Annotated in this window: 12 protein-coding genes; 6 read left to right on the top strand and 6 right to left on the bottom strand. The window is 64.2% G+C overall.

Translation table 11 applies throughout. The features are described from left to right. Positions 1 to 3: 3 nt before the first annotated feature. The 6 genes from NCG91_RS01710 to NCG91_RS01685 form a co-directional block, all read right to left on the bottom strand. A complete protein-coding gene (locus tag NCG91_RS01710) occupies positions 4 to 561 on the bottom strand; it encodes a type IV pilus modification PilV family protein (RefSeq protein WP_251348312.1) in 558 nt (185 codons plus the stop codon). Next, entirely contained in the window at positions 551 to 1141 is a 591-nt protein-coding gene (locus tag NCG91_RS01705; RefSeq protein WP_251348311.1) for a type II secretion system protein, read from the bottom strand. Before NCG91_RS01705 ends, NCG91_RS01710 begins: the two co-directional genes overlap by 11 nt. Before the next feature lie 104 nt (positions 1142 to 1245). Continuing rightward, positions 1246 to 1866 carry a type II secretion system protein gene (locus NCG91_RS27945; RefSeq protein ID WP_354004573.1) on the bottom strand — a complete coding sequence of 207 codons (621 nt, stop codon included), beginning with the start codon at positions 1864 to 1866 and terminating at the stop codon, positions 1246 to 1248. After that, complete coding sequence (locus NCG91_RS01695) at positions 1836 to 2342, bottom strand: type II secretion system protein (protein WP_285817001.1); 507 nt, start codon at positions 2340 to 2342, stop codon at positions 1836 to 1838. Before NCG91_RS01695 ends, NCG91_RS27945 begins: the two co-directional genes overlap by 31 nt. Then, positions 2342 to 3577 (bottom strand): type II secretion system F family protein, encoded by a 1236-nt coding sequence (locus tag NCG91_RS01690; RefSeq protein WP_251348309.1) that lies wholly within the window; start codon positions 3575 to 3577, stop codon positions 2342 to 2344. Before NCG91_RS01690 ends, NCG91_RS01695 begins: the two co-directional genes overlap by 1 nt. A 1-nt stretch (position 3578) precedes the next feature. After that, a complete protein-coding gene (locus NCG91_RS01685; RefSeq protein ID WP_034781098.1) occupies positions 3579 to 5282 on the bottom strand; it encodes a GspE/PulE family protein in 1704 nt (567 codons plus the stop codon). Positions 5283 to 5490: 208 nt separating this feature from the next. Here NCG91_RS01685 and NCG91_RS01680 point away from each other — a divergent pair, with 208 nt between their 5' ends. The 6 genes from NCG91_RS01680 to NCG91_RS01655 all read left to right on the top strand — a co-directional run bounded on the left by NCG91_RS01680 (position 5491) and on the right by NCG91_RS01655 (position 14133). Continuing rightward, positions 5491 to 6219: an ABC transporter ATP-binding protein gene (locus NCG91_RS01680; protein WP_251348308.1), complete on the top strand. Its 729-nt coding sequence runs from the start codon at positions 5491 to 5493 to the stop codon at positions 6217 to 6219. Beyond that, positions 6216 to 7739: an ExeA family protein gene (locus tag NCG91_RS01675; protein WP_251348307.1), complete on the top strand. Its 1524-nt coding sequence runs from the start codon at positions 6216 to 6218 to the stop codon at positions 7737 to 7739. The genes NCG91_RS01680 and NCG91_RS01675 overlap by 4 nt, the downstream gene beginning before the upstream one ends. Before the next feature lie 107 nt (positions 7740 to 7846). Next, positions 7847 to 9805 carry a pilus (MSHA type) biogenesis protein MshL gene (gene mshL / locus NCG91_RS01670; protein ID WP_251348306.1) on the top strand — a complete coding sequence of 653 codons (1959 nt, stop codon included), beginning with the start codon at positions 7847 to 7849 and terminating at the stop codon, positions 9803 to 9805. Then, positions 9802 to 11217 carry a tetratricopeptide repeat protein gene (locus NCG91_RS01665; protein WP_251348305.1) on the top strand — a complete coding sequence of 472 codons (1416 nt, stop codon included), beginning with the start codon at positions 9802 to 9804 and terminating at the stop codon, positions 11215 to 11217. Before mshL ends, NCG91_RS01665 begins: the two co-directional genes overlap by 4 nt. 7 nt (positions 11218 to 11224) lie before the next feature. After that, positions 11225 to 12928, top strand: a complete 1704-nt coding sequence (locus tag NCG91_RS01660; RefSeq protein ID WP_251348304.1) for a GspE/PulE family protein — start codon at positions 11225 to 11227, stop codon at positions 12926 to 12928. Next, a complete protein-coding gene (locus tag NCG91_RS01655) occupies positions 12928 to 14133 on the top strand; it encodes a type II secretion system F family protein (protein WP_251348303.1) in 1206 nt (401 codons plus the stop codon). The genes NCG91_RS01660 and NCG91_RS01655 overlap by 1 nt, the downstream gene beginning before the upstream one ends. Positions 14134 to 14137: the final 4 nt, after the last annotated feature.

Here is a 14137-nt window from a genome sequence, read left to right as displayed (position 1 = left end):
TACTCATGGGATACTATTCGGCGCATAGCGCACGCGATAGCCGTCGAGCACGATCTGCTGGTCGGCATACGGCACGACCACCTGGATATGCAGGCTTTCCGTCGCAGGCAAGCCGTTCAGGGCTTGCTCGGTGATCGTCACCAAGGCAGTGTAATTCTGGGTGGGGCTGGCAGCCCAGGCATTACCCTGGGCATCCGTCTTGTACTCCGTGGCTGTGCCATACGCACTCACGTAATCGTTGACGTTGTCGAACGGCCTCCCCGCGCCGTTCGCCTCTTCCCCCGGCCCTTCCGGGATGGCGCAGCCGGCCGGGCTGGTCGCCGTTTCCGCGGCCGGGTCTTGCGGATCGCAATAGGTAAACCGCGCCAGCTGGATTTCTTCCAGCATGCCTTCGGCAATCGCCAGCGCCTGCTTGCGCAGCTGCGGATCGGCGCTGTGTTGCGTCGTCAGGCTCATCACGCCCAGGATGGCGGCCGAGGCCAGGCCGACGATGACGATGAACAGCACCAGTTCGATCAGAGTCACGCCGCGTTCACGCCGGCGCCGCTGGCTAATGGACATAGCCGGTCTCCCCCTCGACCGTGACGACGCGCTCCGTGCCGTCACCCAGGATACTGATGTTCAGCCGCGCCGGGAAAGCCGATGGCGCCGGGAACACATCGTTCTGCGCATATGGTTTGCCCAGCGCGTCGAAATAAAAACTGGGCTCGCCTGTCACATCGGTGGACAGCTTGACGTTGGACGGACGGCCTTCGCACAGCCAATTGCTCCCCAGGCAATACTGCTGCGTCTCCTTGCTGCCGCTGTTCTTGCCCGCGGGCGGCACCACTTTCTGGTCAGCGCTGCAAACGGCATCGAAGCACAGGGCCACGCTGTTGGCATCGATGCGCACAAACACGGCACGGTTTTGCGCCACCGCAAGTTTTTGCCCGTAGCGCACGATATTCGTCACCTGGTCGGCAAAACCGCGCGCGTCAAAAGTGTCGCGCTGGAAAAACCGGTTGACGGCAAAGGCCGCCAGCAAACCCGCCAGCACCAGCACGGCCACCAGCTCGATCAAGGTGAAGCCGCGTGGGCGGCACTGCAGCCTAGCCCGCGGTAGCGCCAGACGTTGCGGCAAGATGATCGATGGCAAGGACAATGGAGATACCCGTAAAAAAGCCCAACCGGCATAGCCTGGCGTTGGGCGGGCGGAAACATGGCGCGGCCGTGCCGGTTTGCCGGCACGGCATCTGCACGCCTGTATTAACTGCAGTTGGCCGGCGTGCCCAGGGCCGTCGCGTCAACCACCGGCGGCTGGACCGGTGTGGTGCCTGCGGCAGCCACGGCAGCCGTATAGGTCACCTTGCAATTTGGATGTTTACTGTCAGGCAATACAGTCAACACGGTCGCCGTTGCAGCAGTGGTGGTGGTATCGTAGTCAAGCAGACCACCTGCCGCCGCGGCGATGCCAGGCGAAGCGATAGACGGATAGCCGCTGACGCCCTTGACGTCCGTGCCTTCCATGGTGATGGCAACGCTGTCCGCAGGCGAACCCTTGACCAACCATTGTGCGTGGAACAGGGCCGAACCAGACTTCAAGGCACCCGCCGCCGCCTGCATCTTGGCCACGCGCGCCTCGGTCGACATGTCGATGAATTTAGGAATTGCCGTGGCGGCCAGGATGCCGAGGATCACGATGACGACGATCAATTCGATCAGGGTAAAACCTGCCTGGGCGCCGCTTTTCATACTACGTAAAGACTTGTTCATCATTCTTGCTTTCTCCAAAATCAAATAAAAAAACTTCAAAACCAACGCCATGACACCGTCGCTGCACCGGACCAGGAAGCGCGTCAGTTTGCCGCCGGGTCCGGCGATTGCCACACCACGATATCGGGTTCCTGGGCGAGCTTGTCAAGATCGGCATCCGCACGTGGCAAGGTTACCTTAAATTTCACTAAATCAACCCTTTTACTGGGAAAAATATTGCCATTACTAAACAAATAGATGATTTTTTGTTCTTTTTTATCGTACAGCCAATTCCCCGCTGGCAATTTTTCAAGCTCCGGCTGCGCGAACTCGCCCAAGTAGTTGGCCGGCTTATCCATCAGCCAGTCGAACGGATTTTGCCGCGCCAGCGCCGGCAACTGGTCGCGCCGATCCGCCAGGTACAGGTGCAGCACCTGCACCCGCAAGCTGGTGCGCAGCACGCCCAGCATCTGCGCCACGGCCACCTGCTGCGCCTGTCGCTGGTAATAGCCGACCCGGTTCAGGAACACGGCCGTCAGGATGGCGAACACGCCCACCACCACCGCCAGCTCGAACAGGGTGAAACCGCGCTGGCGGAGCGGTGTTGCCATCAGTGCAGGGCCGCCCGGCCCAGGTCCCAGATCGGCAGGAAGATGCCCAGCGCCAGCACCAGCACCATGGCGCCGAGGAAGACGATCAAAATCGGCTCGATCTGCGCCGACAGGGTTTTCAGCTCGTAATCGACTTCGCGCTCGTACATGTCCGCGATCTCGTCCATCAGGTCGTCGAGCGAACCGGATTCCTCGCCCACGGCGATCATCTGCAGCACCACGGGCGTAAACACGCCGGCCGCCACCGAGGTGCGCAAGATGCTTTCTCCCCGCTCGACGCCGTCGCGCATCTGCTCCACGCGCGCGCTCAGATACGTGTTGTCGACCGTTTGCGACACCACCGTCAGCGCCTGCACGATAGGCACGCCGCTCGTGCTGGACAGGGCGAAGCTACGCGCGAAGCGGGCCATCGTGCCTTTCAGGATGATCTTGCCGGCGATCGGCAGGCGCAGCTTGGCGCGATCCCACTTATATAAACCCTCTTTCGTGCGCAGCCAGGCGCGCCAGCCGAAAAAGCCGCCCACGCCCAGCATCAGCAGGATGGGCCAGTACGTCACCGTAAAGCGCGAGATACCGATCAGGATGCGCGTCATCAAGGGCAGTTCCGCATGGAAACTGGCAAACACCTTCTCGAACTGGGGAATGACGAAGATGTTGACCACGATCATGGCGGCGAGCATGGCGAAGACGACGAAGGTCGGGTAGCGCGTCGCCGTTTTCACGCGCGCGCGCATGTCGCGGTCGAATTCCAGGTGGTTGAACAGGCGCAAAAACACTTCATCGAGGCGCCCCGTCATTTCGCCCACGCGCACCATCGACAGGTAGAACGGCGTGAAGATGGCGGGATGGCGCGCCATGGCGGCCGACAGTTCGCGGCCCGCGTCGAGCGATTCGCGCACGTCCTTGATGATGCGCCCGAATGCAGGACTGATGGCCGACTCCTGCAAGCCGGCCAGGCCGCGCATGATGGGCACGCCCGCCTTGAGCAGCGTGTACAGCTGGCGGCTGAACAATTGCACGTCCATGGGCGTGACCTTTTTCTCGGTCAGCTTGTCCCACCAGCCCAGTTGGTTGGCGCCCGCCTTCGTCACCGTCTGTTTCGTGGCGCTGATGTCGACGGGCGTGCTGCCGCCCGCCATCAATTGGTCGGCCACGGCGCCGCTGTCGGCGCCTTCCATGACGCCGGTCAACAGCTCGCCGCTGGCGCTGCGCGCCTTGTAGGAGAAAAACGGCACCTCAATCCTCGCTCTGGTTGCTGATGCGCATCGCTTCCATCACCGTCGTGCGGCCCTGGACCACCAGCTGCACGGCGTGGCGGCGCAGGGTTTCGCCCGCCATCTGCGCCGTCGCCACCTTCATGAAGTGGGAAGGATCGGCATGGTTGGCGGCATCGGCCACGGCGCGCGTGATTTCCAGCAATTCGTACACGCCCGTGCGGCCCCGGTAACCCATGCCGTTGCAATGCGAACAGCCCTTGCCGTGGAAATACTGGTTGCGTTCGACCAGCTCGCCCAGTTCCAGGCGCAGCCATTCGTATTCGTTCGGCGTGGGCGCATACGGCGTGCTGCAGCTTTCGCAGATCACGCGCACCAGGCGCTGCGCCAGCACGGCTTGCAGCGAGCTGCCCACCATGTAGCGGGGCACGCCCATGTCCATCAGGCGCAGCGGCGTGCTGATGGCGTCGTTGGTATGCAGGGTCGACAGCACCAAGTGACCGGTCATGGCGGCGCGCAAGCCGATTTGCGCCGTTTCCTGGTCGCGCATCTCGCCCACCAGCACGATGTCGGGATCTTGCCGCAGGGCCGAGCGCAGCACCCTGGCGAAATTCAGCTCGATCTTGTCGTTTACTTGCACCTGGTTAATGCCCGGCAAGCGGTACTCGACGGGGTCTTCCACCGTGATGAGCTTTTTTTCCACGGAATTGAGTTCGGACAAGGCGCAGTACAAGGTCGTCGTCTTGCCGCTGCCGGTCGGCCCCGTCACCAGCACGAGGCCGTTCGGGCGGCTGACAATGGCGCGAAATTGCGCCACCAGCGCGGGCGGCATGCCGATGGCGTCCAGGCGCAAGGTCGTGCCGCCCTGGTTCAACAAGCGCATCACCACCGATTCGCCATACTGCGTCGGCATGGTGGAAATACGCACGTCGATACGCTGGTTTTTCACGCGGATGGCGAAGCGGCCATCCTGCGGCAGGCGCTTCTCGGAAATATCGAGGTCCGACATCAGTTTCAGGCGCAGCGCCAGCGAACTGGCGATCTTGCTGTCCGCTTCCGTCTGCAGGTGCAGCACGCCGTCGATGCGGAAGCGGATCTGCAGCCGGCCTTCCTGCGGCTCGATGTGGATGTCCGAGGCGCGCACCTGCGTGGCATCCTCGAACACGGATTGCAGCAGCTTGACGATGGGCGCCTCTTCCAGGCCCGGATTGGCGGCCAGCGCGCCGAAGTCGACGGAAACGTCGCCCAGGTCCTGCTCCAGCTCGCGCGTCAGGGTGGAAATGTCTTCCGTGCGGCGGTAGATGCGGTCGATGGCGGCCAGCACTTCCGTCTCATTGACGACGGCCAGTTCGATATGGCGCTTGACCAGGCGCGAGATTTCATCGTACGCGAACAGGTCCGTGGGATCGGACATGCCGACCAGCAAACCCTCGCGGCGGTCTTCCAGCACCAGCGCGCGGAAGCGCCGCGCCTGGGTTTCCGGCAGCAGCCGCACCAGTTCGGGGTTGATGTTGAAAAACTTCAGGTTGATGTAGGGAATGTCGAGCTGGCGCGCCAGGGCGCCCGAAATCTGCTCTTCCGTGACGAAGCCGTGCTCGACAAAAACGCGGCCCAGCTTGCGTCCCGAACGTTTCTGTTCCGTCAAGGCCTGGCCCAACTGTTCTTCCGTCAGCAATTTCTGCTGCACCAAAATTTCACCGAGCCGGACTTTCTCTGGCCTTGCCATGCTTGCTCCTCGACAGATTCATCAGACGATGCACGCCAGCGGCGCGCGGGGGTATTTTATTCCAGAACCTGTTGTTTCTTAAAGAAAATACATTCCATCATTTGATTTTTGCGCATTTCAACACTCGGCAAGGAAACACTTGCCGCCCGCCGGCACCCATGACAATAATGGCGCTCGTCCCCCGTCTTGCCTGCCGACCATTGCCACTATGAACGCCTGCGCCATCGAGTTCCACAACGTGCATCTGCAGCTGGCGGGCAGCGCCGTGCTGCGCGGCGTCGACCTGCAGGTGCGCGCGGGAGAACTGTTCGGCCTGGTTGGCGTGAATGGCGCAGGCAAGACTTCCCTGCTGAAATGCCTGCTGGACTTCTGTACGCCCGAACGGGGCGAGATCGCCATCTTCGGCCAGCCGCACCGGCATGGCGCGGCGCGCCAGCCCCTGTCGTTTCTGCCGGAACGCTTCCAGGCGCCGTATTACCTGACGGGCGGCGACTTCCTGCGCTACCTGGCGCGCCTGCACAAGGTGCGCCCCGATGCGCAAGCGCTGCAGCAAACCCTGGACGCGCTGGACCTGGCGCCGGACGCCCTGCTGCGCCCCGCGCGCGAGTATTCGAAAGGCATGATGCAAAAACTGGGGCTGGCCGCATGCTTGCTATCGGGCAAGCCGCACCTGGTGCTCGATGAACCGATGAGCGGACTCGACCCGAAGGCGCGCGCGCAATTCAAGCAAGTCTTGCGGCAAGCGCGCACGCAAGGCCGCGGCGCCCTGCTCACTTCGCATGCGCTGGCCGACGTGGAAGAATTGTGCGACCGCATGGCCATCCTGCATGGGGGCCGCATCGTGTTTACGGGCACGCCCGGCGAATGCCGCGCGCGTCACGGCGGCGCGCAAGACGCCAGCCTGGAGCAGGCTTTCCTCAATTGCATCGCAGCATGAACGCCGACACGCACGCCCCGCCCTCCACGCCGCCCGGACGGCCGTATGCGCCCTCGCCGCACGGCATGTATCTGCGCCATTTCGGCTTGCGCACGGCGCCGTTCGGCATCACGCCGGACCCGGCCTTCTTTTATACGGGCAATACGCGGGGCGAGCTGCTCGCTGCGCTGCTGTATGCCGTCACGCAAGGCGAAGGCATCATCAAGCTGACGGGCGAAGTGGGCAGCGGCAAGACCATGCTGTGCCGCATGCTGGCCGACCGCCTGCCGCCCCAAGTCGACGTGCTGTACCTGCTCAATCCCCGCCTGGAACCGGACGACGTCCTGCACGCCATCGCCGCCGAACTGGGTCTGGAACTGGACGGCTGCCGCGCCGACGCCGTCCTGCGCGCCCTGCACGGCGAGCTGATCGCCAGGCATGCGGCGGGACGCCAGGTGGTGTTGCTGGCCGAAGAAGCGCAAGCCATGCCGGGCGCCACCCTGGAAGCGCTGCGCCTGCTGACGAACCTGGAGACGGCCAGCCACAAGCTGCTGCAGATCGTCCTGTTTGGCCAGCCGGAATTGCAGAACACCCTGGACTTGCCCCAGTTCCGCCAGTTGAAGGAACGCATCACCCACAGTTTCAGCGTGCCGCGCCTGCCGCCAGCCTTGCTGGACGACTATCTGGCATGCCGCCTGGCCGCCGCCGGCCGCACGGCCCCGCTCGTTTTCACGCCGGCCGCACAGCGCCGGCTGGCGCGCGCGGCGCAGGGTATCGTGCGCAGGATCAATATCCTGGCCGACAAAGCCTTGCTGGCCGCGTTTGCGGACGATGCGCAGGAAATTAGCGCGCGCCACGTGCGCCTGGCCATCGCCGACAGCCCCTTTTACCGCCCGCCCTGGCATGCGGGCAAGCTGCTGGCAGGCGCCTTGAGCGCGCTGATGCTGTTGCTGGCCTTTGCTCTGCTGTGGCAATGGCAGGCAGGCAGCGAGGATCGGACAGCGGCGACAGCCAGCATGGCGACGCCGGCAAGCCAGGCATCCCACGCATCCCAGGCACGCTCCGCCGCGCCCGCCGACGCGGCCCCAGGCACACTCAAGGAAGCGCTTGTGCGCGCACCGCAGCCCGCCCCGTCGACGCTGCTCGACAGCAAACTGGCCGAATCGCGCGACTGGCTGGCGCGACAAGGGCCGAAGCAACTGGTGCTGCACATCGCCAGCTTGCCCGCCACCGAGACAGTTGCGGCGGAAACTTTCCTGCGGCAGGCACAGCAAGCCACCGGCCTGCACGACCTCCACGTGTTTCGCCTGCCTGGCACCATGCCCGCAACCGCGTCCGCGCCCGCAAATACGCCGCCCGCGACCTCCACCGCGCGCCTGCTCATCGTCTATGGCAGCTTTGCCGACCAGGCCAGCGCCGAAGCCGTGTGGGCCAGGCTGGCCCCGGCGTCGCCGCAGAAAATATTGCTGAGCGACATAGACAGTATCCGCACAGAAATAAAAGCCCTGGCACCGGAAAAACCGGGGCGTGGCGCCCCCTGACTTTATTTCAGCATATTGCCTCCCAAGCCTGCACAGCCGATTGCTTTTAAGCGATCATGCTGGGTAAAATTACAAAAGCACAACACGACTTCAAGGGCGAACTTTTCATGACTCAACACCCTATTCCTGTGCTGACCTCTTGGGTCGCCCTCGCCTGCAGCACCATGCTGGCCGGCTGCGCCACGCATCAAACGCCGCTGTCGCCGGCCCACCTCAATGCCGCGCCCGTCGCCGCCGGCGTCATTCCCGAACCGGTGCAGCAAAGCAGCGCGCTAGCCGCGCCCCTGCCCGCGCCCAAGGTGGAAACCTACAGCGTCACCGTGCACAAGGTGCCCGTGCAATCGCTGCTGTTTGCGCTGGCGCGCGACGCGGGCATGAATATCGACATCCACCCGCAGATCGAAGGCAGCGTCACCCTGAATGCGCTGAACCAGACCCTGCCGCAATTGCTGGCGCGTATCGGCAAGCAAGTCGATATGCGCTACGAAATCGATGGCAAGAACCTGACGGTGCTGCCCGACGCGCCCGTCTGGCGCACTTACAAGGTCGATTACGTCAACATGGCGCGCAGCACCAACAGCAGCGTGAATATCGCCACGCAAATCTCCACGGCGGGCGGCGGGTCGAACAACGCCAGCAACCCCGTGGGCAGCACGCAAGGCAGCGGCGGCAACGGCAATAACAATTCGACCACCCTCGTCGTGAATCGTTCGGAAAATAATTTCTGGTACAGCCTGGAAAAGAATATCCGCGACCTGCTGCGCGAGACCACGCTCAACGACGTGCAGGTGGACCCGCTGGCGCAGCTGAACCAGCAATTGACGAGCATGCCCGGCCAGCAGGGACAGCAAGGCCAGCAGCAGAACCAGGCCGGCGCCTACCCTGCCGCCGGTGCGGCGGGCCAGTACGGCGCCCAGCCGCCGATGCAGTATGGCAACCCGAACGGGAGCCAGAATGCGCCGGGACAGCAGGCGCCCGGCCAGAACGCGGCTCCCGGCCAGCCGCTGGACGCGAACGGCATGCCGCTGCTCAAACTGGCCAACAAGGGCAGCCCCTCGTCCGTCGTCGTCAACGTCGAGGGCGGCCTGATCGCCGTGCGCGCCACAGGGCGCCAGCATGAAAAGATCGCCGAATTCCTCGACGCGGTATTGCACAGCGCCAAGCGGCAAGTGCTGATCGAGGCGACCATCATCGAAGTGCGCCTGAGCAATGAATACCAGCAAGGCATCAACTGGTCGCGCCTGACGGGCAGCCTGCAATTGCGCCAGGGACAAGTGGGCACGGCGGGCCTGTCCAGCGGCGTCACGCCGAACGCCACGCCCGGCATCTTCCTGCTCAATTATCTGAAAGACAGCTTTTCCACCACCATCCAGCTGCTCGAATCGTTCGGCAAGGTGAAAGTGCTGTCCAGTCCGAAGATCAGCGTGCTGAACAACCAGACGGCCATGCTGAAGGTGGTCGACAACAATGTCTTCTTTACCATCAAGGTGACGCCCGCCGTGATCAGCTCGACGGGCACCATCACCACGCCGGCCACCTATGAATCGAAGCTGGAAACGGTGCCCGTCGGCTTCGTCATGAGCGTCACGCCGCAGATTTCCGACAGCGATGAAGTGACCCTCAACGTGCGCCCCACCATCACGCGCATCGTCGGCTACGTGCAAGACCCGAATCCGGCCCTGGCCACAGCCAACGTGCAAAGCCGCGTGCCCGTGATCCAGGCGCGCGAGCTGGAATCGATCATGAAAGTGGGCAATGGCCAGATCGCCGTGATGGGCGGCCTGATGCAAGACTCCATCGACAATGCCAAGGATGGCGTGCCGGGCCTGTCCAGCCTGCCCTTGGTGGGCAATCTGTTTACCTACCGCAATGAGGCAAGCAGCAAGACGGAGCTGGTGATCTTCATGCGCCCCGTCGTCGTCAAGGATGCCAGCGTCGAGGGCGATTACCGCGATTACCGCTACCTGTTGCCCGGCCAGGCGCCGCTCAACACCCAGCCCTACACGGATGGCCCGCCAGCGGCGCCCGTCCGGCCGCAGGCGCGCTTGCAGGGAGACTTCCCATGAGCTTGCTGATGCAGGCGCTCAAGAAAGCCGAGCGCGCCAAGCAGAACAGCCTTTCCGACGAAGAACTGGAAAAGCCGTCCGAAGCCTACGACCAGGTGCTGGAACTGGCGCCGGCCGACGCCCTGCCGCCCCGTCCCGCACCAGCGCCAGCGCCCGTGCAGCCGGCAAGCACCTTGCGCCTGGAACCGCTGGCGGACGCGCCCGCGCCGCAGCCGGCACAGAGTGCCTCCCAGCCTGAGCCACAGCCAGGTTCACAGCAAGGCGCGCAGTCAGGCCCGCCGCCCGAGCCGCCGCGCGCCCGTCCGGAAGCGCCGCCCGCCCGGCCACGCGCCAGCCGCAGCAATCCGCCGCCGAAAGGCCCCACCGGACCCATCAGCGTCGACCCGGTCACCGTGCGCCTGGCCGTGCTGCTGGCGATCCTGCTGCTGGTGGTCGGCTCCATGGCGTACTGGTACTGGCGCGCCAGCACCAGCCCCGGCGCGGGCGCCAACTTGCCCGGCGTGCCCATGCCGCTGACGGATGCCCCTGGCACGGCCGGCGTCGCCGGCCCCGTCGTGGTGGTGCCGGCGACGGGTACCGCGCCGCCGGACGCCATGACGCCCGCGGCGCTGCCGCCCGACACCCCGCGCGACGCGCGCCAGCCAGAGTCAGCACAGGACCAGCAGGCGATGATACAGGCGGCGGCCCAGGCCGCCGTAGCGGCGCAGCTGGCGCACATGGCGCCGCCCGCAGCGCCCAGCCTGCCACCGGTGGCCGCGCCCGACAACAGCCAGATCCAGGTGCAGCGCAGCGTGGCCGCGCCGCAAATCAACCCCGACGTGCAGCAAGCCTATCAAGCCTTCAACGGGGGCCAGTTGGGTCTTGCTCGTCAGCAATATGAAACGGTGCTGCGGCAGGATGCGACCAACCGCGACGCGCTGCTGGGCCTGGCGGCCGTGGCCCTGCGCGAAAACCAGGGCGCGCAGGCGGCGGCCCTGTACGTGCGTTTGCTGGAAATCAATCCCGACGATGGCGAGGCGCTGGCCGGCCTGATCGGGCTGCGCCAGGGCGACGTGGCGCAGAGCGAGGCAAAATTGAAAGCCATCCTGGCGCGCAACCCCGACAGCGCCCCCGTGCTGTTTGCACTGGGCAATGTGTACGCCAAGCAGCGCCGCTGGAACGAAGCGCAGCAGCAATTCTTCCGCGCATACGGCGCCGCGCCGGGCAACCCCGACTATGCCTTCAACCTGGCCGTGGGCCTGGACCGGCTGAACCAGCCCCGGCTGGCCGCCACGTATTACCAGCGCGCCTTGACCCTGGCGCAGACGACGCCCGCCGCCTTCGACCAGGCCGTCGTGCAAACGCGCTTGCGCGAACTGGCTGCCCCTGCGGCCCCGGCCGAGCCGGCCATCATCACACCCCGTCAGGAATAAGCATCACATGGCAGAACAGGCAAAACTTCCCCTCGGCAAGCTGCTGATCCAGAAAGGCGTGATCAGCGAAGACCAGCTGCGCATCGCCCTGATCGAACAGCGGCGCAGCAGCGAACCGCTGGGCAAGCTGCTGATCACCCTGGGTTTTGTCACGGAAGCCACCGTGCGCGAGGCGCTCAGCGAAAACCTGAAACAGGTCAGCGCGGACCTGTCCAGCCTGGTGGTCGACGCCATCGCATTAAAGCTGATACCGAAGGACGTGGCCAAGCGCTACCGCGTCTTTCCCATCGTCTACGAGCGGCAGGCGGATAACCTGATCCTGGCCATGGCCGACACGAGCAACATCGTTGCGCTCGATCAAATCAGCGCCATGCTGGTCAAGGGCATCACGATTTCCACCGTGCTCGTCAACGAATCGGACATTTCGCGCGCCATCGACCAGTATTATGGCTTCGAGCTGTCGATCGACGGCATCCTGCACGAAATCGAGACGGGCGAAGTCAGCTATCAAAGCATGGCCTCGCCGTCGGACGAATACAGCCAGCCCATGGTGCGCCTGATCGATGCGCTGCTGGCCGATGCCGTGCAGAACGGCGCCTCGGACATCCATTTCGAGCCGGAACAGTCGTTCCTGCGCATCCGCTACCGCATCGACGGCATCCTGCGGCAAATCCGCAGCCTGCACAAATCGTACTGGCCGGCCATGGCCGTGCGCCTGAAGGTGATGTCGAACATGAATATCGCCGAGGCGCGCGCACCGCAGGATGGGCGCATCAGCATCAAGTTTTCCGGGCGGCAAATCGACTTCCGCGCGTCGGCGCAGCCCACCACGCATGGCGAAAACGTCGTGCTGCGCGTGCTGGACCGGCAAAAGGGCATCGTGCCGCTGGACGCGCTGGGCCTGGCCGAGGCGGAATTGAACTTGTTGAAACTCATGATCGCGCGCCCCGACGGCGTGATCCTCGTAACGGGCCCGACGGGCAGCGGCAAGACCACCACCCTGTATTCGATACTCAACCATATCAATACGGAAAGCGTCAACATCATGACCCTGGAGGACCCGGTCGAGTATCCGATGAACATGATACGCCAGACCTCCGTCAACGAATCCGTCAAGCTGGGCTTTGCCGACGGCATCCGCTCGATGATGCGGCAAGACCCCGACATCATCCTCGTGGGCGAGATCCGCGACCGCGAAACGGCGGAAATGGCATTTGCCGCCGCCATGACGGGCCACCAGGTGTATTCCACCCTGCATACGAGCTCGGCCATCGGTTCCGTGGCGCGCCTGCTCGACATCGGCATCTTGCCCGACATCATGGCCGGCAACATCATCGGCATCGTGGCGCAGCGCCTGGTGCGCCGTTTGTGTCCGCACTGCAAGGAAACCGTCATCGCCGATGCCATCGAGCGCCGCCTGCTGGGCCTTGCGTCCGAGGCGCCCGCCGTCAGCATCTGCCGCGCCGCCGGTTGCGAACGCTGCGCGCACCAGGGCTACAAGGGCCGCCTGGCCATCATGGAAATCCTCAAGATGACGGCCGAACTCGATGAATTGACGGCGCGCCGCGCCAGTTTGCGCGAGCTCAAGGCCGCGGCGCGCGCGGCCGGCTTCAAGGGCATCGTCGACGACGGCATGCGCCGCGTGCTGGAAGGCGTCACCACCTTGGAAGAAGTGGGCCGCGTGGTCGACCTGACGGAAAGGCTGGCCTGATGGCGCAATATGTCTACCGCGCAATGGATGCGGCCGGCGCCCTGATTCCCGGCAGCATGGAGGCGGCCAACGTGCCGGACCTGGAAGCGCGCCTGCACCGCATGCAGCTCGACTTGATCGACTGCAAGATCACGGGCCAGTACCTGGTGCTGCTGGGCAAGCGCATCATCCACCGCCGCGACCTGATCAATTTCTGTTTCCACATGGAGCAATTGACGGGCGCGGGCGTGCCCATCCTGGAAGGCTTGAACGACTTGCGCGAAAGCACGGACCACCCGCGCCTGCGCGAAGTCGTCACGGATCTGATCGAAAGCATCGAGGGCGGCCTGCCCCTCTCGGGCGCGCTGGCCCAGCATGGCGACATCTTCGACGCCACGTTCACCAGCCTGATACTGGCGGGAGAACAGAGCGGCCGGATCGCCGACGTCTTCAAGAACCTGTCGGAAAGCCTGAAATGGCAAGATGAGCTGGCTTCGCAGACGCGCAAGATCGTCATGTACCCCGTCGTCGTCGCCATCGTCGTGGCGGCCGTGACGTTTTTCCTGATGATCTACCTGGTACCGCAGCTGACGGCGTTCATCCGCAACATGGGCGGCGAGCTGCCGCTGCACACGCGCGTGCTCATTGCCGTGTCGAATGTCTTCATCGATTACTGGTATCTGCTGCTGGCCCTGCCCGTGCTGCTGTTTTTCGGGCTGCGCGCGCTCATCCGCCGCAGCGGGGCGGCCCGCTACGCCTGGGATGGCTTGAAACTTCGGCTGTGGCTGGTCGGTCCCGTGCTGCACAAGATCATCCTGGCCCGCTTCGCCACGTTTTTTGCCCTGATGTATGCTTCCGGCATCACCATCCTCGAATGCATCCGCCTGTCCGAAGGCATCGCCGGCAACCAGGTGGTGGCGGCCGGCCTGCGCCGCGCCGCGCAGCTGATCAGCGAAGGTTACGGCGTCACCGCCGCCTTCCAGCACACGGGCATCTTCCCGCCGCTGGTGATCCGCATGCTGAAGGTGGGCGAGTCCACGGGTTCGCTGGACACGGCATTGCGCAATGTCAGTTACTTTTACAACCGCGAAGTGAAGGAGTTGATTGAGAAAGTGCAAGCCATGATCGAACCGGCCATGACGGTCATCCTGGGCTTGCTGCTGGGCTGGATCATGCTGTCGGTGCTGGGGCCGATCTACGACACCATCAGCACCATCAAAACCTGAGGCC

It is taken from the genome of Janthinobacterium kumbetense (assembly GCF_023703445.1).
Taxonomy (GTDB): domain Bacteria; phylum Pseudomonadota; class Gammaproteobacteria; order Burkholderiales; family Burkholderiaceae_D; genus Janthinobacterium; species Janthinobacterium kumbetense.
The sequence above is the reverse complement of the archived record's forward strand: the minus strand, read 5'-3'. Positions and strand labels throughout refer to the sequence as shown.

Excerpts from the sequence above, each read along its gene's own strand:
- NCG91_RS01710 (WP_251348312.1), bottom strand. The coding sequence starts at position 561 with ATGTCCATTAGCCAGCGGCGCCGGCGTGAACGCGGCGTGACTCTGATC.
- NCG91_RS01695 (WP_285817001.1), bottom strand. The coding sequence starts at position 2,342 with ATGGCAACACCGCTCCGCCAGCGCGGTTTCACCCTGTTCGAGCTGGCG.
- NCG91_RS01685 (WP_034781098.1), bottom strand. The coding sequence starts at position 5,282 with ATGGCAAGGCCAGAGAAAGTCCGGCTCGGTGAAATTTTGGTGCAGCAG.
- NCG91_RS01680 (WP_251348308.1), top strand. The coding sequence starts at position 5,491 with ATGAACGCCTGCGCCATCGAGTTCCACAACGTGCATCTGCAGCTGGCG.
- NCG91_RS01675 (WP_251348307.1), top strand. The coding sequence starts at position 6,216 with ATGAACGCCGACACGCACGCCCCGCCCTCCACGCCGCCCGGACGGCCG.
- mshL (WP_251348306.1), top strand. The coding sequence starts at position 7,847 with ATGACTCAACACCCTATTCCTGTGCTGACCTCTTGGGTCGCCCTCGCC.
- NCG91_RS01665 (WP_251348305.1), top strand. The coding sequence starts at position 9,802 with ATGAGCTTGCTGATGCAGGCGCTCAAGAAAGCCGAGCGCGCCAAGCAG.
- NCG91_RS01660 (WP_251348304.1), top strand. The coding sequence starts at position 11,225 with ATGGCAGAACAGGCAAAACTTCCCCTCGGCAAGCTGCTGATCCAGAAA.
- NCG91_RS01655 (WP_251348303.1), top strand. The coding sequence starts at position 12,928 with ATGGCGCAATATGTCTACCGCGCAATGGATGCGGCCGGCGCCCTGATT.